Annotated in this window: 24 protein-coding genes and 1 pseudogene; 12 read left to right on the plus strand and 13 right to left on the minus strand. The window is 64.7% G+C overall.

Annotated elements, in window-relative coordinates; all coding sequences use genetic code 11:
• Positions 1-30 precede the first annotated feature (30 nt).
• From HZR14_RS05455 to HZR14_RS05470, 4 genes are all read left to right on the plus strand, one after another.
• Positions 31-1536 carry a TraB/GumN family protein gene (locus tag HZR14_RS05455; protein ID WP_181691853.1) on the plus strand — a complete coding sequence of 502 codons (1506 nt, stop codon included), beginning with the start codon at positions 31-33 and terminating at the stop codon, positions 1534-1536.
• Entirely contained in the window at positions 1533-2183 is a 651-nt protein-coding gene (locus tag HZR14_RS05460) for a zinc metalloprotease (RefSeq protein WP_181691854.1), read from the plus strand. The genes HZR14_RS05455 and HZR14_RS05460 overlap by 4 nt, the downstream gene beginning before the upstream one ends.
• A 54-nt stretch (positions 2184-2237) precedes the next feature.
• Positions 2238-3218: a phosphoribosylformylglycinamidine cyclo-ligase gene (gene purM, locus HZR14_RS05465; protein WP_181691855.1), complete on the plus strand. Its 981-nt coding sequence runs from the start codon at positions 2238-2240 to the stop codon at positions 3216-3218.
• Between the two features lie 166 nt (positions 3219-3384).
• Positions 3385-3927, plus strand: a complete 543-nt coding sequence (locus tag HZR14_RS05470; RefSeq protein ID WP_181691982.1) for a CBS domain-containing protein — start codon at positions 3385-3387, stop codon at positions 3925-3927.
• Positions 3928-4025: 98 nt separating this feature from the next.
• Here HZR14_RS05470 and HZR14_RS05475 read toward each other — a convergent pair whose 3' ends face one another.
• Both HZR14_RS05475 and HZR14_RS05480 read right to left on the minus strand, forming a co-directional pair.
• The gene (locus tag HZR14_RS05475) at positions 4026-5081 is read right to left on the minus strand and encodes a glycosyltransferase family 4 protein (protein WP_181691856.1); all 1056 of its coding nucleotides are present in this window, start codon (positions 5079-5081) and stop codon (positions 4026-4028) included.
• Between the two features lie 197 nt (positions 5082-5278).
• The gene (locus HZR14_RS05480) at positions 5279-5467 is read right to left on the minus strand and encodes a hypothetical protein (RefSeq protein WP_181691857.1); all 189 of its coding nucleotides are present in this window, start codon (positions 5465-5467) and stop codon (positions 5279-5281) included.
• Positions 5468-5584: 117 nt separating this feature from the next.
• On the opposite strand from HZR14_RS05480, the gene HZR14_RS05485 reads away from it, so the two are divergent.
• Both HZR14_RS05485 and HZR14_RS05490 read left to right on the plus strand, forming a co-directional pair.
• On the plus strand, positions 5585-6193 hold the full coding sequence (locus HZR14_RS05485; RefSeq protein ID WP_181691858.1) for a GNAT family N-acetyltransferase: 609 nt from the start codon (positions 5585-5587) through the stop codon (positions 6191-6193).
• A 138-nt stretch (positions 6194-6331) separates the two neighbouring features.
• Positions 6332-6847, plus strand: a complete 516-nt coding sequence (locus HZR14_RS05490) for a universal stress protein (RefSeq protein WP_181691859.1) — start codon at positions 6332-6334, stop codon at positions 6845-6847.
• A gap of 95 nt (positions 6848-6942) precedes the next feature.
• Here the strand turns inward: HZR14_RS05490 and HZR14_RS05495 are convergent.
• Both HZR14_RS05495 and bioB read right to left on the minus strand, forming a co-directional pair.
• A pseudogene (locus tag HZR14_RS05495) lies at positions 6943-7468 on the minus strand (transposase domain-containing protein); the annotation flags it as partial.
• Between the two features lie 16 nt (positions 7469-7484).
• Positions 7485-8648 carry a biotin synthase BioB gene (gene bioB / locus HZR14_RS05500; RefSeq protein WP_181691860.1) on the minus strand — a complete coding sequence of 388 codons (1164 nt, stop codon included), beginning with the start codon at positions 8646-8648 and terminating at the stop codon, positions 7485-7487.
• 199 nt (positions 8649-8847) lie between these two features.
• Here bioB and HZR14_RS05505 point away from each other — a divergent pair, with 199 nt between their 5' ends.
• Positions 8848-10866: an AMP-binding protein gene (locus tag HZR14_RS05505; RefSeq protein ID WP_181691861.1), complete on the plus strand. Its 2019-nt coding sequence runs from the start codon at positions 8848-8850 to the stop codon at positions 10864-10866.
• A 127-nt stretch (positions 10867-10993) separates the two neighbouring features.
• Positions 10994-12157: a phenylacetate--CoA ligase family protein gene (locus HZR14_RS05510; protein ID WP_181691862.1), complete on the plus strand. Its 1164-nt coding sequence runs from the start codon at positions 10994-10996 to the stop codon at positions 12155-12157.
• A gap of 104 nt (positions 12158-12261) precedes the next feature.
• On the opposite strand, the gene HZR14_RS05515 is transcribed toward HZR14_RS05510, so the two are convergent.
• From HZR14_RS05515 to HZR14_RS05555, 9 genes are all read right to left on the minus strand, one after another.
• Positions 12262-12669 (minus strand): NAD(P)-binding protein, encoded by a 408-nt coding sequence (locus tag HZR14_RS05515; RefSeq protein ID WP_181691863.1) that lies wholly within the window; start codon positions 12667-12669, stop codon positions 12262-12264.
• A gap of 91 nt (positions 12670-12760) precedes the next feature.
• Positions 12761-13639: an amidohydrolase family protein gene (locus HZR14_RS05520; protein WP_181691864.1), complete on the minus strand. Its 879-nt coding sequence runs from the start codon at positions 13637-13639 to the stop codon at positions 12761-12763.
• 4 nt (positions 13640-13643) lie between these two features.
• Complete coding sequence (locus HZR14_RS05525) at positions 13644-14027, minus strand: universal stress protein (protein WP_181691865.1); 384 nt, start codon at positions 14025-14027, stop codon at positions 13644-13646.
• 115 nt (positions 14028-14142) lie between these two features.
• On the minus strand, positions 14143-15351 hold the full coding sequence (locus HZR14_RS05530; RefSeq protein ID WP_181691866.1) for an ABC transporter permease subunit: 1209 nt from the start codon (positions 15349-15351) through the stop codon (positions 14143-14145).
• Positions 15352-15353: 2 nt separating this feature from the next.
• Complete coding sequence (locus tag HZR14_RS05535) at positions 15354-16268, minus strand: branched-chain amino acid ABC transporter permease (RefSeq protein WP_181691867.1); 915 nt, start codon at positions 16266-16268, stop codon at positions 15354-15356.
• Positions 16261-18306 carry an AMP-binding protein gene (locus HZR14_RS05540; protein ID WP_181691868.1) on the minus strand — a complete coding sequence of 682 codons (2046 nt, stop codon included), beginning with the start codon at positions 18304-18306 and terminating at the stop codon, positions 16261-16263. The genes HZR14_RS05535 and HZR14_RS05540 overlap by 8 nt, the downstream gene beginning before the upstream one ends.
• 1 nt (position 18307) lies before the next feature.
• Entirely contained in the window at positions 18308-19129 is an 822-nt protein-coding gene (locus tag HZR14_RS05545) for an ABC transporter ATP-binding protein (RefSeq protein WP_181691869.1), read from the minus strand.
• 128 nt (positions 19130-19257) lie between these two features.
• Positions 19258-20097, minus strand: coding sequence for an ABC transporter ATP-binding protein (locus HZR14_RS05550; protein WP_181691870.1), 840 nt, complete (start codon positions 20095-20097; stop codon positions 19258-19260).
• A gap of 1 nt (position 20098) precedes the next feature.
• A complete protein-coding gene (locus tag HZR14_RS05555) occupies positions 20099-21379 on the minus strand; it encodes an ABC transporter substrate-binding protein (RefSeq protein ID WP_181691871.1) in 1281 nt (426 codons plus the stop codon).
• A 226-nt stretch (positions 21380-21605) separates the two neighbouring features.
• Here HZR14_RS05555 and HZR14_RS05560 point away from each other — a divergent pair, with 226 nt between their 5' ends.
• From HZR14_RS05560 to HZR14_RS05575, 4 genes are read left to right on the plus strand one after another with little or no spacing between them, the layout of a single operon-like run.
• Positions 21606-22772 carry an acyl-CoA dehydrogenase family protein gene (locus HZR14_RS05560; RefSeq protein ID WP_181691872.1) on the plus strand — a complete coding sequence of 389 codons (1167 nt, stop codon included), beginning with the start codon at positions 21606-21608 and terminating at the stop codon, positions 22770-22772.
• A gap of 3 nt (positions 22773-22775) precedes the next feature.
• Positions 22776-24578 carry an acetyl-CoA carboxylase biotin carboxylase subunit gene (locus tag HZR14_RS05565; protein ID WP_181691873.1) on the plus strand — a complete coding sequence of 601 codons (1803 nt, stop codon included), beginning with the start codon at positions 22776-22778 and terminating at the stop codon, positions 24576-24578.
• 7 nt (positions 24579-24585) lie between these two features.
• Positions 24586-26394, plus strand: a complete 1809-nt coding sequence (locus HZR14_RS05570) for an acyl-CoA carboxylase subunit beta (RefSeq protein ID WP_181691874.1) — start codon at positions 24586-24588, stop codon at positions 26392-26394.
• Positions 26391-26855, plus strand: coding sequence for a MaoC family dehydratase (locus HZR14_RS05575; RefSeq protein ID WP_181691875.1), 465 nt, complete (start codon positions 26391-26393; stop codon positions 26853-26855). The genes HZR14_RS05570 and HZR14_RS05575 overlap by 4 nt, the downstream gene beginning before the upstream one ends.
• The last annotated feature ends 3 nt before the right edge of the window (positions 26856-26858 follow it).

Here is a 26858-nt window from a genome sequence, read left to right on the forward strand (position 1 = left end):
CGTAAACCGCTCGCCCGACAGGTTCCGACAATGAGTAGGGACGCCGAAGCGGGGTCGGTACGGGTCGTCGGGACGGCCCACGTCTCGGAGGCCAGCGTCGAGGAGGTCGAGTCGGTTATCGACGAGGAGCGACCCGACGTCGTCGCCGTCGAACTCGACGAAGGCCGGTATCGGCAACTACGCGGTGAGGCACCGGAAGACCTCGACGCAAGCGACCTCCTGAAGGGGAATACGGTCTATCAGTTCCTCGCCTACTGGATGCTCTCGTACGTGCAGGCACGCCTCGGCGACCGGTTCGACATCGAACCGGGGGCGGACATGAAGGCCGCAGTCGAGCGAGCGGAAGCCGCGGGGATCGACGTCGCACTCGTCGATCGGGACATCCAGGTCACGATACAGCGGTTCTGGGCCCGGCTGTCATTCCCCGAAAAGCTAAGACTCGGCGGCAGCCTCGCCGTCGGCCTCGGCGATCCCCGAGAGATCGGAATGGGCGTCGGTATCGGTATCGGCTTGGTATTCTCGATCCTCGCCGGTGCCGTCGCGGGGCCGTTTGTCGTCCCGGAGTCGCTCGCTCCGAGTGTCCTCGTCGGGCTCCTCGATACGGTCATCGTCGCGCTCGGTCTCGGGCTGTGTATCGGGGTCGCCGTCATTCTCGCACTGGAGGGGCTCGCCCCCGAGGACGACGACCTCCAGGAGATCGACATCGACCGGATGACCGACACCGACGTCGTCGGTGCGATGATGGAGGAGTTCCGCCGGTTCTCCCCGGGCGGCGCGGAGGCGCTCATCGACGAACGCGACGCCTACATCGCCCACCAGCTCGTCACGCTGCGAAAGAAGGGATACGACGTCATCGCGGTCGTCGGCGCGGGACATCGAGAGGGGATCGAGCGCTACCTCGAAACGCCGTCGTTGCTGCCGCCGATGGAGTCGATCACCGGGCGGACTTCCGGGGGCCGGATCTCGTTGTACAAGGTGTTCGGCTACGTCTTTACGCTCGGCTTTCTCGTCTTCTTCGTGCTGTTGGCGATCGCGACGTATACCGGCGTCGAGGGTGCCTCCAGCGGGCTGTTGTTCCGGCTATTTGTGGCGTGGTTCATGATCAACGGGATCCTCGCGTTCGGCCTCGCCAAACTCGCCGGTGCCCACTGGCGTTCGGCGGGAGTCGGCGGCGCGATCGCGTGGCTGACGAGCGTCAACCCGCTTCTCGCCCCCGGATGGTTCGCGGGATACGTCGAGTTGCGGTATCTCGACGTCAATGTCGGCGATATCTCGACGCTCAACGAGATCATGTCCGACGAGGAGGCACCGCTCCGGCAGCTATGGAACGATCTCACGTCCGTACCGTTGTTCAAGCTCATCATGATCGTCGCGCTGACGAACGTGGGAAGCTTCGTCGGGAGCGTCGTCTTCGCGACGGTACTGTTGCCGTATCTGTTCGCAGGCTCGGGAATCGAGGGTGCCGGCGGCGTCGCGAGGCTGATGATCGAGGCCGCACGCAACAGCTTGGAGATCCTGACCGGGGGACTCACATGAGTGCCGTTCGTATCAGCGGTGTTCGGTTTTACTCCGACGAGATACGTGATCTCCTCGTCGCGTGGGCCGCACTCGGCGTCGCGTTCAGCGTCTTCATCCTCGTCGCTACCGGGCGAGCGGTGTTTCCCGATATCGCCAACGCGGTGTTCTCTCCGACCTTTGCTCGGGTGTTCACCGCCAGCATGTTGACCGTCGGCGTCGGCTTTCTCCTCCACGAGATTGCCCACAAAGTCGTCGCGGTCCGGTTCGGACAGACCGCATCGTTCAAGGCCGATTACAGGATGTTAGCGCTGTGTGTCGGTGCCGCGTTCGCGGGCTTTCTGTTCGCCGCACCCGGCGCGGTGTATCACCGCGGCCGGATCACACGGCGACAGGGTGGGCTGGTCTCCGTCGCCGGGCCGTTGACCAACGTCGGACTAGTGGCGCTTTTCCTCCCGCTCGTCTTCGTCGGCGGTTTTCTCGGCGAGGTCGGCGGGCTCGGCGTCCTGATCAACGCCTTCCTCGCGGCGTTCAACATGCTCCCGTTCGGACCGCTCGACGGGAAATCAGTCCTCTCGTGGAGCAAACCGGCGTTCGCGGTCGTCTTCGCCGGCTCGGTGCTGTTGGCGGTCGGGGCGTTCCTCCTCGTTGGCTTTCCGAGGTTCTGATCGCCGACGAGGCCAACCGACGCGTTTTTGCCCCGTTCGGTCAGCCATTGTGGTATGAGCGACGACGACCCCGATAAGGGGCTCACGTACGCCGAGACGGGCGTCGACATCGACGAGAGCGAGGCGGCGACCGCCGCACTTCTCGGCGCGATCGGCGAGTTCGATGGCGACTTCGCCGGACTCGTCGACATCGGTGATCGCTACCTGGCACTCGCGACCGACGGCGTCGGGACGAAACTGCTTGTCGCCGAGGCGCTCTCCGACTACTCGACGATCGGCATCGACTGCATCGCGATGAACGCGAACGATCTCATCGCGGCGGGCGTGACGCCGGTCGCCTTCGTCGACTACCTCGCCGTCGAAACACCGGACGACGAGACGGCCGAGCGGGTCGGAGACGGCCTTGCCGCCGGCGCAGAGCGCGCAGATATCGCACTCGTCGGCGGCGAGACCGCGGTGATGCCCGAGGTTATACGAGGGCTGGACCTCGCCGGGGCGTGTGCCGGCTTGGCGACCGAGGCGGAGCTATTCGACGGCGATGCGCGGATCGGTGATCGCCTCGTGGGCATCCCCTCCTCCGGGATTCACTCGAACGGGCTGACACTCGCGCGGGAAGCGGTTACCCGAAACCACGACTACACCGACCCGTTCCCACACGACGGGGATCGGACGATCGGCCAGGTGTTGCTCGAACCGACGCGCATCTATCGGGAGGTCCTCGAGCCACTGCACGCCGTCGACACGCATGCGACGGCCCACATCACCGGCGGCGGGTGGACGAACCTCGAACGGATGGGGGAGAACCGTTACGTGATCGAGGATGCCTTCGATCCGCAGGCGGTCTTCGAGTTCATCCAGACCGAGGGGGAGATCACCGACGAGGAGATGCATCGGACGTTCAACATGGGCACGGGATTCGTCGCGGCGCTTCCAGAGGCGGATGCGGAAGCGGTCGCTGCCGACCTCGACGACGCACGGATCATCGGTCGCGTCGAGTCGGGTAATGGGGTCTCGATCCGCGGGCTAGAACTGTAGCGAACAGACGGGGCGAGCGGATGGGGCCGACCCGTCCCCGTACTCCCGCCCAGGGGGTCGGCCACGACGTATCAGCGCACACGCCGTCTGGCAACCGTCTAGTATATAAACCATCGTGCCGAGGGGAAGATTTTTGTATAACTCAAAGTAATTGCTCGGCATGACGATGGACCTGCCGACGAACGCCGATTTAAAAAAGCGTCGGACGGAGTTGGAGCTGACACAGAGTGAGCTCGCCGACCGGGCCGACGTCTCCCAGCCGTTGATCGCGCGCATCGAAGGCGGGGACGTAGACCCACGGCTCTCGACGCTCCGACGCATCGTCAACGCGCTCGACGAGGCCGAAAGCGCCGTGATGCATGCCGCCGACATCATGCACGAGGGTGTCGTCGACGTCGCCCCGGACGACAGCGTCCGGGAGGCGATCGACGTGATGGTCAAGGAAGGATACTCCCAGCTTCCGGTCGTCCGGGACGGGCGTCCGCAAGGGATCATCTCGAACTCCGATATCCGTCGACTCGATCCGGACAGCGCGGGCGAACGTCCGGTCGCCGACGCGATGCGGGAGGCGATCACGACCGTCGAGCCGGACGCGACGCTGGACGAAGTAAACGCTCATCTCAATCACCAAGACGCGGTGATGGTCGTCGAGGACGGTCAGCTATGCGGCATAATCACGGAGGCCGACGTCGCGGCGCACGTCTCCTGACGCGGGTGTGTTCTTCACATTGTCGGACGTCCCTCCCGGAAGCGCAGCGTTCCGCGTCCCGGTGTACGGTCGGCGGCGGGGAAATCCGTCCGGCAGCATCAGCGCGCATCGACCCCGACCTCACGGAACAACTCGACGTAGCTGCCGGTGACTGCGGCGTGGTCGAACCCCTGGAACGCCGTGTCGAGGTCGCGGAAGCCGAGCGTCCAGGACGCCTCGATCGCCTCGTCGAGGTCGTCCAGATCCGTCACCCTGATTCCTCGCTCGCGGCGCTCGACGAGTTCGTGGGCACTCGAATCGCTCTGTAGTTCGACGACGCCGACGCAGCCGCAGGCCAGCGCCCACAGCAACTCCCGGGCGAAGGACTGGTGGCGGGCCGTCTGGACGAAGGTGTGTGCCCCGCGGTAGACGGCGATCCGCTCCTCGCGGGGGATGTCGCCGACGAACTCGATGCGATCGCCGAGCTGGAGGTCCCGCGTCTGCGTCTCGAAGGCGGTCCGTTCGGGACCGTCGCCGATCACCGTGGCCTCCCATCCTTCGATCTCCCGGAGCTCCGCGAGCGCGAGCAGGAGGTCCTCGAGGTTCGAGTCGGCATCGAGGCGGGCCGCGTAGGCGATATCGATTCGCTCGGCGGGGTCGGTCGCCGGTATCCTCGGGAAATCGATCCCGTCGGGAACGACAGTCGTATTCGTCTCGCTCGCCCCGTACTCACGGACGCGCGTCCGCTGGAGTTCCGAAGGGGTGACGATCCGTGTCGGCAGACTCGCCGCCTGTCCGAGCCACTGCGACTCCGTCACGCGGGGTTCATCGCCGTACCAGTCGACAAACAGCGGCACCCGAGCCAGCCGCGCGCCGAGCCACGCCGAGAGGACCGCCCCCGACGGGGCGGCCGAGGCAACGACGAGGTCCGGATCGTGGCGCACGAGGAGTCCCGGTATCCGGCTGTAGTATAGCGCCGGGTGCTCGAAGGTGACTCCCTCGTGACCGAGGCCGTCGATCTCGATCCGGCGACCCGACGTCTCCCACCACGGCAGACAGTAGATCGTGACCTCGTGGCCGCGGTCGTCCAGTGCCGTCGCGAGCCGTCGGAGCCGACGCGCGCCGGCACGCTCCGATTGGGGCGGTGGATCCCTGAAGACGACCGCAATTCGCATACGACAGCCGACGGCGGCCGCTGTCAAAAAGGGCTCGGAACACGTGGGAGGAACGATGTCCGCCCCCGTTCCGCACGATCCACCGGAACGGCGCTTACGTTTATAAACGAGACCCGGATCGTAGCGGGGACTGTGAGGGGAAACGATATGACTCGTGACCCCTGCAGATCCGGTGTGTACGAGTACGACATCGAGCGCTACCTGAACGTCCGCAGCGCCTTCGGGGCGTCGTTCCGTTCCGACGGGACGCTCTCATTTCGGATGAACACCACCGGCACGCCGCAGGCTTCGAGGACGAGGGCCACGGCATAGCGAAGCGCGACAACCGAATCGAGGCCTACACCGCCATCGTCGAGTTCCTCGACGAGTACGTATAGGGGAAACATATAGGGAAAACGTGTAGGGGGGACTGGCTCCCCGTCCGTGTGGGTGTGCGGAGCAGGAGACGGCCCCGACCGTCCCGAGGGGGAACGGTTTTGAATCGGCATCTCCTATGACGTGTCATGTACGTCCGGGACGCGAAGAACCGCGATGAGGCCTGGCTATTGGAGCACATCGAGGCGATGGACCTGGACGAGACGGCGTTTCGGTCCCGCGATTACGTCATCGCCGTCGACGAAGAGTCGAACACCCGTGCCGGGTTCGGCCGGATTCGCCTCCACAAGATCGGTGACGGCGGGGAGACGGGGGCCGAGTCGGGAACCGAGCTCTGTGAGCTGACGAGCATCGGCGTCCTGGACGGCTGGGAGGGCCAGGGTGTCGGCGCACACGTCATCGAACGTCTCGTCGATGGGGCTGACACCGAGGGGTTCGACCGCGTCTACTCGCTTTCGAGTGCCCACGAGTATCTCGCCCAGTTCGGCTTCGAGGCCGTCCCCGAATCCGAACTCCCCCGGACCCTCGCCGAACGACTCGAGGCCAAACGCGAACAGCTCGACCCCGATGCCGTCCCGATGGTGATCGACCCCGATGACTTCGTGATGCCGGAGCGGCTCCGCGAGCGGTTCAAAGCCGCGGCCGAGGCCGACGCCGACTCGGAGCCCGAGGAGACGGCCGAGGACTTCGGGATCGATCCCGAGGAGGCGACGTACAAATACGACACCGGGAGCTGATACGCACCGTCTCCGGATTCTCCGAGCGCGCCACCGGCTGGGTTCTCTGGTACCACGTACCATACGAACGGTGCACAAGAACTTAGTTCCACCCTGCCGAAGGTCACCCGGTTGCAGTGCCTGGGGAGAACGTTCACAATGTATACAGATATCCTGTATCCGACCGACGGAAGCGACGGTGCGGAGGCAGCGCTCGACAATTGCCGTGACCTGGCGGAGACGTACGATGCGACCGTCCACGTTCTCTACGTGGCCGAGCGCTCGGAGCCTCACGGCCTCGCCAGTGACACGGAAGTGATGGGACGCGGCGGGATGGTCGGCGACCCGGAAGGCAGTGGACAGGGAATGGTCGGCGACCGGACGAAAGACGAGGAGATCCGAGCGGCAGTCGAAGCGCACGGGACAACACTCGTCGAGGAGGCGGCTGACCGACTCGGCGGCGTCGAAACCCAGACTGCGGTGCGGGAGGGGAACCCCTTCGAAGTCATTCTCGACTACGCCGACGCACACGACGTCGATGTGATTATCATGGGAACACACGGCAGAACCGGCCTGGATCGGTACCTGCTCGGGAGCGTCGCCGAGAAAGTCGTCCGGATGTCTGACGTTCCCGTGCTAACGGTTCGAGAAGAGACAGCGGAGACAAGCGAGTAGCGCAGTGGCCGGCGCATGCCGGTCCCATGGCGTATTTTTCTCACGCCATCGGAATTATTTGAAATCAGCAAAGACGTATCAACGGTAAGCACAGTCTAGTTCAGCACCTCGTCGACTGGCGCTCGTCCATCGAGCGATTGACGCGGTCGTTGGCGGTTATAGTAGTGCGCGAACCGTTCAAACCATTCGCGTGCGCTTGACCGACTGCCGACCCACGAGGTACGGAAGCGGTCGACCCGCCTATTGAGTGTGTAAAACCACTTTTCGATGAGGTTTCGGTCGACGTAGTCGAGCCGACTGCTCGTCCTGATCGAGCAAGGGCAGTCTGATAGCCATAGCCATCGACGAGAAATACGGCGTTCACAAGAGCGAAGCTCTTGTGCAGCCTATCAGAAACGCAGCCGCCGGACCGGTGCTATGTCGCCCAAACAACTGTACGCCGACGATCAACTTTATCCCGATCTTTATTGCAGTATACACCCAAGACCACTCTCCATTGATTTTGATAGCGGTCTCGTCGACGGCGACCCGCGTCGGCTGCGCCGACGGCGGGTCAGGAACGCTGTCAGTAATCCGATGTATATAGCCATAGACCGCTTCATGAGAACGTTCTACGCATAAACCATCAGGGAGTTTATCAACCGCCGGAGCCGCCCGTGGATTCGCCCACGGTCGCCGTTGGTTCTGTTCCGGTATCGGCTCCGTCTGGTCCGGTGTCGGCTCCGTCTGGTCCGGTGTCGGCTCCGTCTGGTCCGTGATACCGCGAGCGCACATCGTCCGGGGCGAACGCGTTGACCGAGCGGTTCGGCTCCAGGCCGGCCCGCTCTATGATTTCGAGGTCGTCGGCCGGCGTCTGTCCCTCGGTCGTGAGGTAGTCTCCGGTCAGGATGCCGTCGGCACCGGCTTCGAAGGGCAGATGTTGTTCGTCCGGTTCGAGGTTGACCTCCCGGCCGCCCGTCAGCCGCACTCTGGCCTCGGGATGGAGGAACCGATAGACTGCGACGGTTTTGACGATCTCGGCCGTCGAGATGGCGGCGCGCTCGCGCTCGCCGAGTGGCGTCCCCTCGACCGGGTTGAGGACGTTCACCGGAAGCGACGAGACGCCGATTTCCTGCAGTTCGATCGCCGCATCGATTCGGTCTGCCGGGGATTCACCCATCCCGAGGATGACGCCCGAACAGAGGTCCATCCCGGCGCGTTTCGCCCGACGAAGCGTCTTCAGGCGGTCCTCGAAGTCGTGTGTCGAGACGATTTCGGGGAAGTACCGCCGCGACGTCTCGACGTTGTGGTTGTAGTGATTGAGTCCCTCGGCGACGAGCTCCTCCGCTTCGGCCCGCGTCAGTAGGCCGAGGGACGCGTCGATCTCGATCGACGTCTCCTCGCGGACCAACCGGATCGCCTCGATCACGTCCGCCCACTCCTCGGGTCGGCGCTTCTTCGAGACGCCTTTTTCGGCGACGACGATCCCGAAACGCTGTGTCCCGTCGGCTTCGGCCCGCTTTGCGGCCCCGAGGATGTCCTCGGGGTCGAGAAAGCCGTGCGTGTCAGTCTCCGTCTCGAAGTGCGCCGACTGCGCGCAGAATCCACAGTCCTCCGCGCAGTTGCCGGCCTTCGCGTTGACGATGCCACAGGAGTCGACGGTCCCGTCCGAGAAGTGCCGTCGGACGAGGTCCGCCCCGGCGGCGAGCGCGTCGACCGGCTGGGCGAGAAGTGCGAGTCCGTCGGTCCGATCCAACCGTTCGCCGTCGAGGACGCGCCGAACGGCTCCGTCGACCGTCCGGTTGCCCATCTCGTAAACCATACTGTACTAGGCAGTTTACGATATCATAAACCCACCGATCACCCTCGTGGTCGCCCACCTAATGAACGGATCGGTGTCCCGACGTGGCAGTCACCGCCGGAACGGTGCGGACGGTGACCGCGCTCCGACGGGAACGGCCCGTAGCGGCCACCGGTAGAATAAAGAACGCTCGAAGAAAATCGCCGGACAATCACGAACCATGACAAAAGATATCGAAGCCCTTCGCGACGAGGTCGTCCACGAACCCACGGATTCGTTCGTCGAGGACACTAATCTCGCCGCCTTCATGCGCGAGTACGGCATCTCCGACTACGACGCCCTCATCCAGCGTACCACCACCGAGACCGGCCACGAACACTCCGGTCTCGAGTGGTTCTGGGGTGACCTCCCCGACTATCTCGGCGTCGAGTTCTATCGGGACTACGATGCCGTCCGAGACGATACCGACGGCCCACAGTTCACCCGCTGGTATCCCGGTGCCGAACTCAACGTCGCACACAACACCGTCGACCGCCACGGTGCCCTCGACGCCGAGACCCGCAACAAACTCGCCTGCATCTGGGAGGGCGAAGACGGCCACGTCCGCCAACTCACCTACCACGAACTCCGTCGACAGTCCAATCAGGTCGCGAACTACCTCGACTCCGTCGGCATCGATACCGGCGACACCGTCGGGCTGTACATGCCCATGGTCCCCGAGGTCATTCCCATCCTCTATGGGTGTTTCAAGATCGGTGCCATCGTCGTCCCCATCTTCTCCGGGTTCGGTGTCGACGCCACCGCCACCCGCATCGAGGACGCCGAGTGCTCCGTCCTCTTTACCGGCGACGGCTTCTATCGCCGCGGCTCCGAGATCACTCTCAAGGACGCTGCCGACGACGCCATCGCCGAGGCCGGCCACGTCGAACACACCGTCGTCTTCGATCGCCTCGGGGCCAGTGACGACGGCTCCGACCTCGACGTCCCCTGGCAGGACGGCCGCGACCAGTGGTGGCACGACGCTATCGAGCCGCGAGACGACGACTACGACACCAAATCACTGCCCGCAGATCAAGAGTGTATGCTCCTCTACTCGTCGGGGACGACCGGCAAACCGAAGGGCATCGTCCACACCCACGCCGGCGCACAGATGCAACCCGCCAAGGAACTGCATTTCGGCTTCGATCTCAAGCCGTCGGATCGGTTCTTTTGGGTCTCCGATATCGGCTGGATGATGGGCCCCTGGACGCTCATCGGTACCCACACCTTCGGTGCCACCATGGTCATGTACGAGGGCGCGCCCGACTACCCAAAGCCGGATCGGTTCTGGGAACTGATCGACCGCCACGGCGTCACCCAGTTCGGCATCTCTCCGACCGCCATCCGCGCGCTCCGCAAGCAGGGCGACGAGTGGGTCGAGGGCTACGACCTCTCCTCGCTGCGGCTGTTGGGTTCGACCGGCGAGCCCTGGGATCCCGAGTCGTGGCTGTGGTTCTACGACCACGTCGGCGGCGGCGATACCCCGATTATCAACATCTCCGGCGGCACCGAAATCTTCGGCTGTTTCTTGATGCCGATGCCGACCCAGCCGCTGAAACCCTGTACGCTCGGCGGGCCGGGACTGGGGATGGACGTCGACGTCGTCGACGAGACCGGCGAGTCGATCACGGACGATCACGAGCGCGGCTATCTGGTCGCGCGGGATTCGAACCCGGCGATGACGAAATCGCTGTGGGGCGGCGACGACCGGTATCTCCACGAGTACTGGTCGACGTTCGAGGACCCGCCGATGTGGAACCACGGCGACTGGGCTCAAAAGGACGAGGACGGCTTCTGGTTCTTACACGGGCGCGCGGACGACGCGTTGAACGTGGCGGGACGGAAGGTAGGTCCCGCCGAGATCGAGGGGGCGGCGATGGAACACGACGACGTCAATCAGGCGGCGGCCGTCGGCGTCCCGGACGAGACGACGGGGACGGCGGTCGTCCTCTACGCGATCGTCGAATCGGGCGTCGAGGAGACCGACGAGTTGCGCGGGGACGTCCGCGAGCTAGTGGGCGAAGAACAAGGAAAGCCCTTCCGGCCGCGGGAGGTGCTGTTCGTCGACGAGTTCCCGAAAACACAGTCGGGGAAGATCATCCGCCGGGCGGTGGAGGCGACCTACACGGGCGAAGACCTCGGCGACATGAGCAGTATCGAAAACCCCGACGCGCTCGAAGACCTCGAGGATCCGCGGTAAGGCCTTTCGCCGCGGCGTCCGGTGTTCCCGTCCCTCTGATCCCCGCGATCTTGGGCACGGGAGGGGATCGACCCGCGTGGCCGCCCCTGGGAAATTCCTTTGTAGGTGTGGCGAGCATACCCACCGTATGTACGACAGCACGGTGCTCGAAGACCTCGAAGACCAGCTGGCGCGGGCGGCCGAACACGATCTCTACGCCGAGGCGTTCGAGGACGCGAACGTCGATCCGGCCGACGTCGACTCCTGGGAAGCGTTCCAGTCGATCCCGCTTACCGACCCCGACGACCTGAAAACCGACTTCGAAGACCACGGTCCGGAGGGATCGCTGTACACGCCGGGAGCGATGATCTCGTTTTCGCCGCTGGGCGAGGACCTCGCACCGATGTTCGATACCCGTGCGGACCTCGACTACGAGGCGAGCGTCAACGCCGACGTCTTCGAGGCCGCGGGGATCGACCCCGGCGACCGCGTCCTCAATACGTTCGGCTACACCCTCTTCGGGACGGGGCTGCTCCTCCAGCGGGGCTTCGAGGAACTGGGAGCCGAGGTGTTTCCGGTCGGTCCGGGCGACTCCGAGCAGGCCGCGGGATTCATCTCGGAATTCGACGTCGACGTCCTCGTCGGCAACCCGTCCTTCGCGATGAAGATCGCCGAGGCGGGCGCGTCCGTGGACACGTTCGTCGGCGGTGGCGAGCCGTTCACCTCGATTCCCGGCTACCGCGAGAGGCTCAAGGCGGCGCTGGGCTGTGAGACGGCGATCGATTACTTCGGTACCCGACACGTCATGCCGGTCGCCGCCGAGACGGCCGAGGAGGACGGCCTCTACGTGGCGGACGACTACGCGATCGTCGAGATCGTCGATCCCGACAGCGGCGATCCCTTGCCGATCGGCGAGCGCGGCGAAGTCGTCGTCACGCACCGCCGCAAGGAGGGCTTCCCGTTGGTCCGGTTTCGCACCGGGGACCTGGCGGAACTGGAACGCCGTGGCGGCGATCTCGTCCTCCCGGACGGCGTCGTCGGGCGGACCGACGACCGGCTGAAAGTCAAAGGCGTCAAGCTGTATCCGGAGGCCATCCCCGCGGTGCTCGCCGCCTTCGGGGGGCTGTCCGGCGAGTACGCGGTCCGAGTGACGCGGCCGGACTCGGTCGACCACCTCGAAATCGTCTGTGAGGGAACCGCCGACGAGTCCGCCCTCGCCGAGGCACTCGCCGAACGGCTCGTGGTCTCACCCGACGAGATCACGCTCGTCGAGGATCTCGAGGAGCCGGGCGTCTTCGACGAACGGTACTGATACGGACTGTTGTCGTCTGGGAGCGATCACCGCCGGCACGGCGCGGGCAGTGACCGCCGCGTCGGGACACCGGTCCGTGTGATACCGTCGAATGGATCCCCGTATCACGTTCCGGTGATCTGATCGACGGCGACCGCCGCGCCCGCCGCTGCCGGATAGACGGTGTGGTCGACGAACGACCGGTATCCGTAGTCCTGCTCGCCGTCCCGGGCAATCCGGAGGATCGTCCGCGCGTCCGGGGCCTGCTCTCTCGCCATCTCACAGACGGCGAGGTTGATCTCGGTGTCGTCCGCGAGGGCGGCGACGACGTCGGCAGCAGCCAGATCAGCCCGTTCCATCGTATCGGGATCCGTTCCGTCCCCTCGGATCACGCGGTCGTGATTCGTCGACAGCTGTTCGCACGTCTCGGCGTCCGGTTCGACGACCGTGATCGAGTGCCGTCCCGAATCCAGATGCTCTACGACACGACGGCCGACACGTCCTGCGCCGACGACGACGATGTTCTTTTGCATGTGTATGACGTATGTTACCACAAAACACAAATATGTACCGGAAGGGGGTCGGTTCGCCTCGAATTCGTCTCAAATCCGCCTCAAATCACGATCATCCGAGAAACGTCGTCGCCGTCCGATAAAAGAGGTCCCGGTACGTCTCCGGCGGAAGCCCCCGTTCGAGCAGTCCCGCCCGCTCGGCCCGATACGGATAGGGAATGTTCGGGAAGTCGCTCCCGTACATGATCGACTCGGAGAGTTCGATAAACGTTTCGTCGGCGATCGTCGACGGATCGAAATCCATCGTCCGTTCGGCCTCCGTCGACATCGCGAACGTCGTGTCGAGATAGACGCTGTCGTGTTCGCGGGCCATCTCGACGAACGCCGACACCTCGTAGGTTCCCATGTGGGCGCAGTTGACCCGGAGATCCGGATAGGACTCGACCGCCTCGGCGAACAACTCGGCACCGACGTAGGGGCTGTCCTCGTACATCGGCGCGGTCCCGCCGTGGTAGGTGACCGGCCGGTCGTACTCGGCGGCGGCCTCCAGGGCCGGTTCGATCCGGGGGTCGGCCGGCGCACACCCTTGGACCGGACAGTGGAACTTCAGTCCACGGGCCCCCGCCTCGAACGCCTCCCGGACGATCCCTCCGACGTCCTCGTCGTCCGGATGGACGCTCGCGAACGGAATCAGCCGGTCTGACTCGGCGGCTTGCTCCGCGAGCCAGGCGTTGAGCGATCGCGCGCCGCCGGGTTCGTGGACGTACGGCAACGCGACGTATCGCTCGACGCCGGCATCGTCGAGGGCCGCCTCGATCGTCTCACGGGCCGGTGGATGGGGGAACGCCCAGCCGGCCTCCTCGCGGAGGGCCCGCTGGATGGCGTTCGCGAGCCGTTCGGGGAAGAGGTGGACGTGTGCGTCGATCGCCGGCGCGAACGGGGGCTCCGCCTCGGCCACGGGGGTGCGTTCGGTGTTCGTACTGTTCGACATCCGATCAGTTTCCGCAGACGAGGACGGGTCGGTGGGTGTTGAGAATCACTTCCTGGGTCACGCTGCCGAAGACCGCCTTGCCGGCGGGGCTCCGTTCGCGTCCGGCGACACACACCAGATCCGCGTCGTACTCGTCGGCGACGGAGATGATCCCCGTCGCCGAGTCGCCGCTTCGCTCCTCGAAGGTCACCTCGACGTCGTGTGAATCGAGGATGTCACGCGCCTCGCGGGCGGATCCGATCTGGTCGATCGATGCCCCCTCGGGGTTTTTTCCGAACGAGTGTGCGAGGATGACGTCCATCCCGTCGATCGGGAGGCCGGCGATCTCTTCGGCGATCCGCGTCGCGCGGTCGGCGTCGGTATCGATTCCCGCGACGATCGTGTACATACACGGGTATGCTCCCCCCTCACAAATATATGTATCGGGGACCTCGGAAAATATCGGCGAACACCCGAGCGGCGTCGGCGCGCGCCGGGATACACAGAGGACCCGTACGATCGCGTCAGTAGGCGTAGGGCCACTTCCGCAGGTAGTCCTTTATCTGTCCCAGTCCCGCCAACAGCCCCTTGGGCTCGACTGCGAGGACGACGATGATGAGCACGCCGAAAAACAGCGGTTCGAGCGCGGTCGCGTCGGCGGCGTAAGTCAACAGGAGCTCGCGGATCTCGTCTTGGACGATCGTCACGAGACTGACGCCGAGGACGACGCCCCAGACGCGTCCCATCCCGCCGAGCAACAACATCACGTAGTGTTCGAGGGTGAGCTCGATCGTGAAGTAATCGGGGCTGATAAAGCCGATATACAGCGAATACAGCGAGCCCGCGACCCCGATCATGAACCCGCCGATCGCGTACGCGAGCAGTTTGTTCCGGAAGACGTCGATCCCGAGCACCGCCGAGGAGAGGTCGTTCTCGTGGATCCCCCGGAAGATCCGGGCGATCCCCGTCCGGCTGAGGTTCAACGTCAAGAGCACGAACAGGGCCATGACCGCGAACACGAAAAAGTACTGTTCGGTCGCGGAGCTAATCGTGACGTACTCGCCGACGAGTCCGACGTCCCGAGGGATGTTCTGTTGGGAGCCGCCGTGGATGAAGGCCAACTCGTTGTTCTCGAAGAACCAAAGCGCGATGAACTGCAACGCGAGCGTCGAGATGGCGATGTAAAATCCCTTGACGCGCCACGACGGCAGCCCGAACAGGACCGCCACGGCGGCGGTCAACAGCCCGCCGACGAGCATCCCCGGGATGAGCCCGGCCCCCGTCTCGGCGACGATCCGCGTCGAAGCGTATGCCCCGATCGCCATGAACGCGCCCTGTGCGAGGACGATCTCGCCGGCGTACCCCAGGATGACGTGTAACCCCAACACGGCGATGATGAAGATGAAGATCCGCGTGACCATCGAGAGCGCGCCACCGCCCAACAGCAACGGGAGGAGAAGCGGGATCGGTATCGCGAGCACGAGGGCGACCTTCTCGATGCGCCAGCGGACGAGCCCCATTCGGTCCGCATAGGAGGTGAAATACTCGCCACAGGGCATCAGACGGCCCCCCCCGGCCGGTTCGGCATCGGCCGGCTCGGCGTCGGTCGGTTCGGCGTCGGCCGGTTCGGCATCGGCCGGCTCGGCGTCGGTCGGTTCGGCGTCGGCCGGTTCGGCATCGGCCGGCTCGGCGTCGGTCGGTTCGTCTCGGTCGGATCGTTCGTTGGGTAACATCGTTAGAGCCTCTCTATTCGTTCGGTTCCGAACAGCCCGTACGGCTTGACCAGGATCACGACGAGCAAGAACGCCATCGGCAGCACCTGCCCGACGCCGGGGCCGAGGATCGGTTCGGCGTAGAACGCGCCCAGCTGTTGTAACAGCCCGACGACGAGTGCGCCGATGAACGCCCCCGGAATGCTGTCGAGGCCGCCGAAGACGACGGCGGCGAAGATCAAGATTCCGACGGCCTCGATCGTAAACCCCGCTCCCCCGGCCGACATCGCAAAGAGCAGCCCGCCGATCGAGGTGATCGAGATCGAGAGCGCCCACGCGAGCAGGATCGTTCGCTCGATCGAGATGCCGAGGACCATCGCCGCCTGCTGGTCGCTCGCGCCCGCTCGGAGTATCGATCCGATGACGGTATATCGGAAAAAGAGCATGAGTGCGGTCACGACGACGAGCGAGAGGATCACGCCGAGCGTAAACGAGGCACTAAGGTCGACGCCGAAGGGGAGCGACAGGCTCCAGTCCGGCCGCAACGCCTCCGGGTACGCCCGATACTGGGGGCCGATCAGGAACCGAATCCCGCCCGTGATGATCCCGCCGAGCGCGAGCGTGACGATGATGACCGACAGCACGGGTTCGCCGATGAAGTGTCGGAAGATGACGCGTTCGAGGACGACACCGAGCACCAACCCGAAAAGCAGCGTCACCACAATCGCGACCGACGCCGGCAGCTCGAGGCTGATCAAAAGCGGCGTCGAGAGCACGACGACGAGGTACGCGCCGAGCAACGCGAGTTGCCCCTGTGCGAAGTTGAGCACGCCGGTCACCTTATAAATGAGCGAGAAGCCGATGGCGACGAGCGCGTACACCGCGCCGAGGCCGATGCCCGTTACCGTGACCTCGAAGAGGGTCGCGATTTCAACCATCGATCTCACCCCCGAGGGGTGTGTCCGGCGCGTCCGTCTCGACCACCGTCATCTCCCCGTGTTCGCGCGATTCCCGACCGTCTTGATACGTTATCGTTACGTCCATCTCCACGGTTTCCGCGCCGCTGTAGATCCCCTCGATCAGTTCCTGATATCGGCCAGTCACGACCTCGCGTCTGATCTTGCCGGTCCGGGTCAACTCGCCGTCGTCGGCGTCGAACTCCTTGAACAGGATCACGAACCGGTCGATGCTCGGGCCTTCGAGTCGCTCGTTGGTGTCCTCGACGACGCCGCGGATCAACTCCAAGACTGGTTCCTTCTGTGTGAGGTCCTTATAGCCCGCATACTGGATGTCGCGCTGGTCGGCCCACTCGGCGACGTTGTCGAAGCGGACGTTCAGTATGCCGGCCAGTGATTCCCGGCCGTCGCCGACGATGAGCGCCTCCTTTATGTAGGGGTTGAACTTGAGTTTCGTCTCGACGCTGATCGGCGCAACGGCGGTGCCGTCGGACAGTTCCATCACGTCGTCCATCCGGTCGAAGACCTTGATGTGTCCGTCCTCCGTGATCGCGCCGAAGTCGTCGGTGTGGAGCCACTCGCCCTCCAGGGCCTCCTCGGTCTTTTCGGGTTGGTTGTAGTATCCCGAAGTGACGACCGGCCCGCGGACGACAAGTTCCCCCTCGGGGGTGATCCCGACGCGGACGTTCGGGAACACTTCGCCGACGGTCTCGACCTGGATGTCGTCACCGCGGTGCATCGTCACGAACCCGCACACCTCGGATTGGCCCCAGATCTGTTTCAACGGTAGCCCGAGCGCGTGGTAGTACTGGAAGTGGTCCTCACCGAGGGGGCCACCACCGGTATAGACGTTCTTGGCCCGCTTGAGGCCGATCTTGTCGAGGATCGGTCGGTAGGCACTCCAGTAGGCGACCCAGTGTTTGAACCGGAGCGTCGCCGGGGGCTCTCGGTCCCGTTTGTCGCCGGTGACGTACTCCGCGTACTGCTCGCCGATATCCATCGCCTTCTCGTAGACCCACCGCTTCAGGCGCGTGGTGTTTTCGATCTTGGCTTTGACGTCGGCGACCCAGCTCTCGTAGGTCTGTGGCGACGAGAAGATGATCTCGGGGCCGATCTCGCGGAGGTCCTCGCTTTCGGTCTCGGGCTGTTCGGGGAAGTTCGCCGTCCAGCCGCCGACGAACGCCGCCGCGACGAGGATCATCTGCTCGCCGACCCACGCCATCGGGAGATACGAGAAGTAATCCGACTCCTTCGGCAGCGGATCGATCTCGATCGCCGCCTTCGCCAGGTTGAGAAAGTTGAAGTGCGTCAGCTTCACCCGCTTCGGCATCCCGGTCGTCCCCGACGTCGGCGACAACATCGCGGGGGTCTCCGCGTCGACGTCCCTGATCCGCGCTTCGAGGTCCGCGTTCGTCACCTCGCCGTCCTCGAAGCGCTTCCTGCCGCGGGCTTCGATCTCCTCGTAGCTCACGACGGGGACCGCGGTATCGTCGTATCGGAACATCCCCTTCTCGTCTCGGTAGATGATCGTCTCGAGGGAGGGCGACCTGTCGGCGACCTCGAGGAGTTTGTCGACCATCTCTTGATCCTCGGCGTAGGCGACCTTCGGCGAGAGGAGTTCGAGTTGGTTGCCGATGGCCTCCGGCAGCATGTCCTCGTAGTTCGGCGCGGCCATTCCGCCGAGCGTCTGTGCGCCCATCCAGGTCCACAGTTGGTGGGGGCGGTTGTACCCGATGGTGAACGCGATGTCGCCCTCGCCGAAGCCGAGCGTTTCGAGCCCCATCGCGACGTGTTTGACCCGGTCGTAGTACTCCCGCCAGGTGAACTCCTGCCAGACACCGTAGCGTTTCCACCGCAGCGCAACGTCCTCGCCGTTCTCCTGGACGTGATCGAGCAGGATCTCCGGAAGCGCGGTATCCTCGATGGTGTCGACGTCGCCCTCGGGGGGTTCGGCGATCCGCTCTACCGTCGGCCCTCCGTCGGCGTCGGCGTCGGCGAAGCCCTCTTCGGCGTTCGCCATCTCAGTCGACCCCCGTGTAGATGTTCTGTACCTCCGGATCGGCGGTCACGTCCTCGGGTGTGCCACGGGCGATGACGCCGCCCTTGTTGAGGACGATCATCCGTCCCGAGACGTCCGTAACGACCTCGAGATCGTGTTCGATCATCACGAGCGTCAGGTCCTCCGCCTCGTTGAGGTCCGCCAGAAACCGGACCATATCGTACTTTTCATCGAAGGTCAGCCCGCTCATCGCCTCGTCGAGCAACAGGACGTCGGGGTCCAACGCGAGCGTCCGAGCGAGGTCGACCCGCCGCTGGATGCCGAGCGGGAGGCTCGAAACCGTGCTGTGTCGGTACTCCCACAGCTCGAGGTAGTCGATGATCTCCTCGACGCGGCGCATGTTCTCGGCTTCGATGCCGCGGCCGGCACCGTAGAACACGAGCGCCGAGAGGAGGCTCGGCCGCTCTTTGACCGCCTGCACGGTCATGACGTTCTCGAGGACGTCCTCCTCCTCGAACAGTTCGAGCCCCTGAAACGTCCGCCCAAGCCCCTTTCGCGCCCGGCGGTGGGCGGGGTCCGTGGTGACGTCCTCGCCATCGAAGAAGATCTCGCCGCCGGTGTCGGGGTCGTAGAACCCGTTGAGGACGTTCAAAAGCGTCGTCTTGCCGGCCCCGTTCGGGCCGACGATCGAGACCCACTCGCCCTCGTCGATACCGATCGAGACGTCGTCGCAGGCGGTGATCGCGCCGAAGGTCTTGGTTACGTTGCGGCACCCGAGCATGGCCTCTTCGGGGGGGACGTAGGGGCCGGCCCGTAGCCGCGTCTGTGGCTCCTTCGTGCTCATGGATTCAGGTACATGGATTTAATGCGCTCATGGATTCAGGTACATGGATTTAATGCGCTCATGGATTCAGGTACATGGATTTGGTACGCTCATAGGTTCAGGTACATGGATTTGGTACGCTCATGGATTCAGGTGTATCGCTTGCGGATCTTGTAGTGTCGGATATCCGAGTACCGGCTTTCCTCGCTGGACGTGCCGAGATAGAACTCCTTGATCTCCTCGCGGTCGACCAACACGTCCGCGGGATCGTTGAGTTCGATCTGCCCGTTCTCGAGGACGTAGCCGTAGTCGGCGATCTCCAGGGTCCGTTTGGCGTTCTGGTCGGCGATGATCATCGTGATGTCCTCCTTGCGGTTGATCTCCCGGAGCGTCTCGTAGATGTCCTGGACCAACTTCGGTGCGAGTCCGAGCGAGGGCTCATCGAGCAACAGCAGGTTCGGTCGATGAATGAGCGCGCGGGCGATGACGAGCATCTGCTGTTCGCCCCCGCTCGTATAGCCCGCCTGTACGTCGAGGAGCCCTTCGAGTTGTGGGAAGTACTCGAACGCGAGTTCGTAATCGGATGTATCGTAACGGATCCGCCGACCCTCCCGATAGAGCCCACAGCGGAGGTTCTCCTCGACGGTCAGGTCCGGAAAGACCCGTCGCCCCTCGAGAATGTGTGTGATACCCCGGTCGACCATCTCCTTCGTCTGGAAGTTCGTGACCCGCTCGCCCTCGTAGTAGACGTCACCCCGGGTCACTTCGCCGCGTTCGCTGCGCCCGATGCCGGAGATCATCTTCAGGATCGTCGACTTGCCGGCTCCGTTCGGCCCGAGCAACGCGACGATGTCGCCGCGGTTCGCCTCCATCGAGACACCCTGGACGGCCAGGAAGTTCCGGTCGTAGACGATTTCGGCGTTGTCGAGTTCGACGACCGGGTGGTCCTCGCCACCCGCCGCCTCCGATCGGGATCCAGTCTCGCTCATCTCAGGGAAGCCAGTCCTCCCGGCGTTCGAGTTCGATCATCTTGTCGGGCACCATCTCGCCGTCCTCGATCACGTACGTCTGCCCGCTCATCGTCGGTCGGCGGTCGCCCTCCTGGTAGTCGTAGGTCTCGGGCAACAGCCCCCAGGCATCGAAATCGTCCATCTCGAAGAGCGCCTCGCGGACGTTCGCCCCCTCGTTGGGATCCAGCCCCATCTCCTGGGCCTGCTGGATCGCCTCGACGGCCAAGAGCGCGTGGACGACGCCGCGGACGTAATTGATGTTGGCGATCTCGGGGTCGTCCATCTCGTGGCCCTCCCGCTCGAAGGAGTCCTCGATGATCTCCCACCCGCGGGCGTCGGAGTCTCTCGCCTGCGCGAACGAGACGTTCGAGTTGACGTATCTGACCCCCTCGAACAGCTCCGGGGCGGTCTGTGCCCGGAACTCGTCGACGGTCCAGGTCAGCCCCATCACCGTGATGTCGGACTCGCGCTCCTGGATGGAACTCAAAAGCACCTGCATCGGCGCGGCGGTATTCTGGTGGATGAGGTAGTCGACGCCGTTGTCTTCGGCCCGCTGGACCTGCGTACCGGCGCTGTTGGCGTCGAGTTCGAGGGCGATGTTGTCGGCCACCTCCAGGCCGAGTTCCTCGGCGTAGGCCTCCCCGCCCTCGACCGGTGCCTCACCGAAGGGGGTCGTATTGTGGATGTACGCGATCGTCGCGTCCGGGTCGTTATTCGAGATCCACTGGAGGTGGGCGCGTCCCTGGCTCGTGTAATCGAGATTGGCGAAGAAGTTGTACCCGGTCTCCGCCGCCAACAGACCGTCCGAGTACGACGCCGAGATATAGACGATCTCGTCGGCAGCTACGTCGCTTGCGAGCGCCTCGGTGTCCGCGGTTCCCCAGCCGATGATGATCGGCGGGTTCTCGTTGGAGGTATAGCTGTCGTAGCGCTGTTGGGCCTGGGGCACCTCGTAGGCGTAGTCCACCCAGTCGTGGACGATCGGCTCGTCGAGGACGTCGTTTTCGTTGATCCACGCCATCGCATCGCGTGACCCGACTCCCGTCGGACGACCGACGTCCGCCGTTCCGCCACTCAGATCGTAGAGGGCTGGAACCCGGATCCCGTCCTCGCCGTCCCCATTGCCGCCGCCGGAGCAGCCGGCGACCGTGACCATCGTCGCCGCGGCCACGGCACCACCGGCTCTGTCGAGGAACCGCCGTCGGCTGTGGACGGGAGATTCGGGGGCACTGTCGTCTACATTCATGCTATCACGGTCCATACATACATACCATATTATTTAAATCATTTGTTTGGGTGGGAGTACCCAACACGGCCACCGCGGCGGGACGGCGTACCGACGTCGTCTCGGCCCTCGTCCGTCCGACGTCGTCTCGGCCCTCGTCCGTCCGACGTCGTCTCGCCCACGACCGGAACGCTCCGTCTCCCACCGTCCGGGGCACAAACTACTAATGTAATGAACGACCGAATAGGGACGAGGAACGACTATGACATTCGAGACGAGTGCCGAACACTCGATGATCTCCTCGACGGCGACGGAGATCGCGACCGAGTTCGGCCCGAAATACTGGCGAGAACGGGAAGAAAACGGGGAGTTCGCCGAGGACTTCTGGAACGAGCTCGGGGAGGCCGGCTTCCATGGCCTCCTCGTCCCCGAGGAGTACGGCGGAGCCGGCATGGGGATGGCCGAACTCGGCGTGGCGATGGAGACGCTGTGTTCGGAGGGCTGTGGGATGGCCGGCACGTGGTATCTCGTATTGACGGCCGGGATGGCGACGGTCGGGTTGAACGAGCACGGAACGGACGAACAAAGAGAGCGGTATCTGACCGACATCGCCGTCGGGGACCGGAACTTCTCGATCGGAATCACGGAGCCCGAAGCCGGCACGAACACGCTCAACGTCGCGACCCGAGCCGAGAAAGACGGCGACGAGTACGTCCTCAACGGCCAGAAAGCCTGGATCACCTTCTCGGATCGCGCCGACGACATGATCCTCGTCACCCGAACCACGCCCCGCGAGTCGGCCGACCACGGGACTGACGGGATCACGCTGTTCGTCGTCGACATGGATTCGTCCGGGATCGACGTCTCCCCGATCGAGAAACACGCGATGAACTACTCGAAGTCCTGTGAGGTGTTTTTGAACGACGTCCGCGTTCCGGAGGAGAACGTCCTCGGCGAGCGCGACGACGGCTGGTGGGCGCTCGTCAGCATGCTCAATCCCGAGCGGATCGGCTTCGCCGCCGCGGCGACCGGGATCGGCAAACTCGCCGCCCACACGGCTATCGACTACGCGAACGACCGGGAGGTATTCGGCGAGCCGATCGGAACCCACCAGGCGGTCTCGTTCCCGGTCGCGAAACCGTACGCACGCATGGAGGCCGCAGCCCAGATGCGACGGAAGGCCGAGCGGCTCTACGATCAGGACAAGCCCTGTGGATACGAATCGAACGTCGCGAAGGCGACGGCCGTCGAGGCCGGCATCGAGACGGTCAAACAGTCGATGCAGGCCTTCGGCGGGTGGGGGTACGCCACCGAGTACGACGTCGAGCGCTGGTGGCGCGAGATCAATCTCACCCGGCTTGCCCCCGTCACCCAGCAGATGGCGTACAACCACATCAGCCAGGAGATCGGCTTCCCGAAGTCGTATTGAACCATGTTCGAGAAACTACTCGTCGCCAACCGCGGCGAGATCGCGGTCCGCGTGATGGCCGCCTGTGAGGAACTCGGCGTCGAGACCGTCGCCGTCTACAGCGATGCCGACCGCCACGCCGGCCACGTCGAATACGCCGACGAGGCGTACAACGTCGGCCCCGCCCCGGCGGCCGAATCGTATCTCGATGGCGAGGCGATTGTCGGGGCTGCCGAACGCGCGGGTGCGGACGCGATCCACCCCGGCTACGGGTTCCTCGCGGAGAACGCTGACTTCGCCCGGCGCGTCGAGGCGGCCGACGGGATCACCTGGGTCGGCCCCGAGAGCGGGACGATGGAGCGGCTGGGTGAAAAGACGAAAGCCCGGACGGTCATGTCCGAGGCCGGCGTCCCCGTCGTTCCGGGGACGAACGAACCGGTCGAGAGCGCCGATGCGGTCAGAGAGCTCGGCGAGGAGTACGGCTACCCGATCGCGATCAAAGCCGAGGGCGGCGGCGGCGGCCGCGGCATGAAGATCGTCCAGGAGGCCGGGGAGGTCGACGACGCGCTCGACGCCGCGAAACGGGAGGGCGAGGCGTACTTCGACAACGACGCCGTCTACGTCGAGAAGTATCTCGATTCGCCGAAACACATCGAGGTACAGGTGCTCGCGGACGAACACGGCACCGTCCGTCACCTCGGCGAGCGGGACTGTTCGCTCCAGCGCCGACACCAGAAGGTCATAGAGGAGGCACCGAGCCCGGCGCTGTCTGCGGAACTCCGCGAGGAGATCGGCGAGGCGGCCAGACGCGGCGTGGGCGAAGCCGGCTATACGAACGCCGGAACCGTCGAGTTCCTCGTCGAGGACGGCGGTGCGTCGGAGACGCACCGGGGAGGCGGCGGCGAAGCCGCCGGACCGCAGTTCTACTTTATGGAGGTCAACACCCGGATCCAGGTCGAACACACCGTCACGGAGGCGGTGACGGGGATCGACATCGTCGCCTGGCAGATCCGGGTCGCCGCCGGCGAGACGCTCGATTTCGAGCAGGACGACGTCGAGATCGACGGCCATGCGATCGAGTTCCGGATCAACGCCGAGAACCCGGCCGCGGAGTTCGCCCCGACGCCCGGGCCGCTCGAGACGTACGATCCGCCGAGCAGCGTCGGCGTCCGACTGGACCACGCGGTCGCACAGGGTGACGAGATCGGCGGCGACTACGACTCGATGATCGGGAAGCTGATCGTCCACGCACCCGACCGCGAGCGCTGTGTCCGCCGCTCTGCGCGCGCGTTGAAACACTTCGACGTCGAGGGCGTCCACACGACGATCCCGTTCCATCGGCTCATGCTCGCGGATGCGACGTTCCGCGGCGGCGACCACACGACGAAGTACCTCGACGAGGAGCTCGATCCCGAGCGATTGAGCGAGGCGGTCGATCGGTGGGGCTCCGACGGCGGGTCCCGAGCGCCGTCGACGACGTCGGCACAGACACTGACCGTCGAGGTCGATGGCCGGCGGTTCGACGTGCTCGTCGAGGACGGCCTCGTCGAGGCGGCGTCAGGTGGCGACAGCGCGGATGGCGGTAGTGAGGGCAGCGGCGTCTCCGCCGCGGAGGCCGGCGCGATCACCGCCGAGATGCAGGGAACGATCCTCTCGACCGAGGTCGAGGTCGGCGAGACGGTCTCCGCGGGCGACGTCGTCTGCGTGCTCGAAGCGATGAAGATGGAAAACGACGTCATCGCGGCGTCGGGCGGTATCGTCGCCGAGATCGCGGTCTCGGAGGGCGACTCCGTCGATATGGGCGATACGTTGGTGCTCCTGGAGTGATATACAGATGAGAGTCAGCGTTTCGGACGATATGGCGGTAGCACAGGCCCGTGCGGTCGCCGAGGCACTCGCCTCGCGGTTCCGCGACGACGTGACGGTCGTCTCGGGGGGCGACGAGCTCGCGCACGCGAACTACGAGGGCGACGGCGGTAGCGAGGGAGGCGAGCCCGGCGTCGGGACTGCCGAAGCCGGCGGCGGCACCGACACGGATGCCGGGGCGGCCTCCGATCTCGGCCCCACGGAGCGAGAAGAGCGGCTGATAGCGGAGATCGAGCGGATCGAATCCGGTGGCAAACAAAAGTACAAACAGCAACTCCCCGAGCAGGGCAAGAAGTTCGTCCGCGATCGGATCGATCTCTGGTTCAATCCCGAAGGGGATCCGGCCGACGGCGACACGGAGTCCGAAAGCGGTGACGGATTCCTCTTCGAGGACGGGAAGTTCGCCGAGTTCGACGCCGACGACGTCCTCCCGGCGGACGGCCTCATCACCGGCGGCGCGGAGTTCGAGGGCCGAAACGTCCATTTCATGGCCAACGATTACACGGTCAAGCGGGGAAGCATGGCCGCCAAGGGCGTCGAGAAGTTCCTCCGGATGCAACAGCGGGCGCTGAAGACCGGCCAGCCGGTGTTGTACCTGATGGACTCCTCGGGCGGCCGCATCGACCAACAGACCGGCTTCTTCGCCAACCGCGAGGGGATCGGCAAGTACTATTACAACCACTCGATGCTCTCGGGGCGGGTGCCACAGATCTGTGTCCTGTACGGCCCCTGTATCGCCGGGGCGGCCTACACGCCGGTGTTCGCGGACTTCACGGTGATGGTCCGGGGGATGAGTGCGATGGCGATCGCCAGCCCCCGAATGGTCGAGATGGTCACCGGCGAGGAGATCAGCCTGGAGGACCTCGGTGGCCCCGACGTCCACGCCAAACACTCCGGCAGCGCGGACCTGATCGCCGACGACGAGGAACACGCCCGCGAGCTGGTCGCCCAGCTCGTGAGCTACCTCCCGGACAACAGCGACGAGAAACCCCCAACGTCCGACCCGATCGATCCCGCAAAGCCACCCAAAGGCATCGATAGCATCATTCCGCAGGAGCCGAACCGCGGCTACGACATGACCGACCTGATCGATCGGATCGTCGACGCGGACTCGTGGTTCGAACTCCGCCCCGAGTACGGCAAGGAGATCCTGACCGGATTCGCCCGCATCGACGGCCGCCCGGTCGGGATCGTCGCCAACCAGCCCGCACACCGCGCCGGCGCGATCTTCCCGGACGCCGCGGAGAAGGCCGCCGGCTTCGTCTGGACGTGTGACGCCTACAACGTCCCCCTCCTGTATCTCGCGGACACGCCGGGCTTCATGGCCGGATCGGGAGTCGAAAAGGAGGGCATCTTAGAGCAGGGCAAAAAGATGATCTACGCGACCTCCGCGGCGACGGTGCCGAAACAGTGCGTCGTCGTTCGAAAAGCCTACGGAGCCGGGATCTACGCGATGAGCGGCCCGGCGTACGACCCCGAGTCGACGATCGCGCTCCCCTCGGGCGAGATCGCGATCATGGGTCCCGAAGCGGCGATCAACGCCGTCTACGCCAGAAAGCTCGACGAGATCGACGACGAGGCGGAACGAAAACGGACCGAACAGGAGCTCCGCGAGGAGTTCCGCGAGGACATCGACGCCCGACGGATGGCGAGCGAGGTCGTCATCGACGACGTCGTCCCGCCGTCGACGCTGCGCGAGGAGCTGACGAACCGCTTTTCGTTCTACGAGGGCATAGAGAAAGACAGACCCGACAAGAAACACGGGACGGTCCTATGACGGGGCGTTATTACGGGGACTTCGAAGTCGACGAGACTATCGAACACGACACGCGCCGGACGATCTCGGAGGCCGACAACCAGGCGTTTTGCGACATGACGATGAACCAACAGCCGCTGCACCTCGATGCGGCCTTCGCCGCCGGCACTGACTTCGGCGAACGGCTGGTCAACGGGCTCTACACGATGAGCCTCGCGGTCGGGCTGACGATCCCCGAGACGACCGACGGTACCATCGTCGCGAACCTCTCATACGACGACGTCGAACACCCCGAGCCGGTGTTTCACGGCGATACCGTCCGCGTCCAGTCGACGGTGACGGAAAAACGGGAGACGAGCGACGGCGAGCGGGGGATCGTACGGATGCGTGTCGAGGTGTTCAAAGTGAACGATCCCGAGGAGCCGCTGGTCTGTTCGTTCGACCGGACGGTACTGTCGTTGAAGCGGCCCGAAAGCCGCTGACGC

The sequence above is a fragment of the Natronomonas salinimetallica genome (assembly GCF_013839515.1).
In the GTDB taxonomy this organism is placed as follows: Archaea; Halobacteriota; Halobacteria; order Halobacteriales; family Haloarculaceae; genus Natronomonas.

What these genes read in the sequence shown, in the direction of transcription:
- HZR14_RS05455 (WP_181691853.1), top strand. Translation starts at nt 31, where the DNA reads ATGAGTAGGGACGCCGAAGCGGGGTCGGTACGGGTCGTCGGGACGGCC.
- HZR14_RS05460 (WP_181691854.1), top strand. Translation starts at nt 1,533, where the DNA reads ATGAGTGCCGTTCGTATCAGCGGTGTTCGGTTTTACTCCGACGAGATA.
- purM (WP_181691855.1), top strand. Translation starts at nt 2,238, where the DNA reads ATGAGCGACGACGACCCCGATAAGGGGCTCACGTACGCCGAGACGGGC.
- HZR14_RS05470 (WP_181691982.1), top strand. Translation starts at nt 3,385, where the DNA reads ATGGACCTGCCGACGAACGCCGATTTAAAAAAGCGTCGGACGGAGTTG.
- HZR14_RS05475 (WP_181691856.1), bottom strand. Translation starts at nt 5,081, where the DNA reads ATGCGAATTGCGGTCGTCTTCAGGGATCCACCGCCCCAATCGGAGCGT.
- HZR14_RS05480 (WP_181691857.1), bottom strand. Translation starts at nt 5,467, where the DNA reads ATGTTTCCCCTATACGTACTCGTCGAGGAACTCGACGATGGCGGTGTA.
- HZR14_RS05485 (WP_181691858.1), top strand. Translation starts at nt 5,585, where the DNA reads ATGTACGTCCGGGACGCGAAGAACCGCGATGAGGCCTGGCTATTGGAG.
- HZR14_RS05490 (WP_181691859.1), top strand. Translation starts at nt 6,332, where the DNA reads ATGTATACAGATATCCTGTATCCGACCGACGGAAGCGACGGTGCGGAG.
- bioB (WP_181691860.1), bottom strand. Translation starts at nt 8,648, where the DNA reads ATGGTTTACGAGATGGGCAACCGGACGGTCGACGGAGCCGTTCGGCGC.
- HZR14_RS05505 (WP_181691861.1), top strand. Translation starts at nt 8,848, where the DNA reads ATGACAAAAGATATCGAAGCCCTTCGCGACGAGGTCGTCCACGAACCC.
- HZR14_RS05510 (WP_181691862.1), top strand. Translation starts at nt 10,994, where the DNA reads ATGTACGACAGCACGGTGCTCGAAGACCTCGAAGACCAGCTGGCGCGG.
- HZR14_RS05515 (WP_181691863.1), bottom strand. Translation starts at nt 12,669, where the DNA reads ATGCAAAAGAACATCGTCGTCGTCGGCGCAGGACGTGTCGGCCGTCGT.
- HZR14_RS05520 (WP_181691864.1), bottom strand. Translation starts at nt 13,639, where the DNA reads ATGTCGAACAGTACGAACACCGAACGCACCCCCGTGGCCGAGGCGGAG.
- HZR14_RS05525 (WP_181691865.1), bottom strand. Translation starts at nt 14,027, where the DNA reads ATGTACACGATCGTCGCGGGAATCGATACCGACGCCGACCGCGCGACG.
- HZR14_RS05530 (WP_181691866.1), bottom strand. Translation starts at nt 15,351, where the DNA reads ATGTTACCCAACGAACGATCCGACCGAGACGAACCGACCGACGCCGAG.
- HZR14_RS05535 (WP_181691867.1), bottom strand. Translation starts at nt 16,268, where the DNA reads ATGGTTGAAATCGCGACCCTCTTCGAGGTCACGGTAACGGGCATCGGC.
- HZR14_RS05540 (WP_181691868.1), bottom strand. Translation starts at nt 18,306, where the DNA reads ATGGCGAACGCCGAAGAGGGCTTCGCCGACGCCGACGCCGACGGAGGG.
- HZR14_RS05545 (WP_181691869.1), bottom strand. Translation starts at nt 19,129, where the DNA reads ATGAGCACGAAGGAGCCACAGACGCGGCTACGGGCCGGCCCCTACGTC.
- HZR14_RS05550 (WP_181691870.1), bottom strand. Translation starts at nt 20,097, where the DNA reads ATGAGCGAGACTGGATCCCGATCGGAGGCGGCGGGTGGCGAGGACCAC.
- HZR14_RS05555 (WP_181691871.1), bottom strand. Translation starts at nt 21,379, where the DNA reads ATGGACCGTGATAGCATGAATGTAGACGACAGTGCCCCCGAATCTCCC.
- HZR14_RS05560 (WP_181691872.1), top strand. Translation starts at nt 21,606, where the DNA reads ATGACATTCGAGACGAGTGCCGAACACTCGATGATCTCCTCGACGGCG.
- HZR14_RS05565 (WP_181691873.1), top strand. Translation starts at nt 22,776, where the DNA reads ATGTTCGAGAAACTACTCGTCGCCAACCGCGGCGAGATCGCGGTCCGC.
- HZR14_RS05570 (WP_181691874.1), top strand. Translation starts at nt 24,586, where the DNA reads ATGAGAGTCAGCGTTTCGGACGATATGGCGGTAGCACAGGCCCGTGCG.
- HZR14_RS05575 (WP_181691875.1), top strand. Translation starts at nt 26,391, where the DNA reads ATGACGGGGCGTTATTACGGGGACTTCGAAGTCGACGAGACTATCGAA.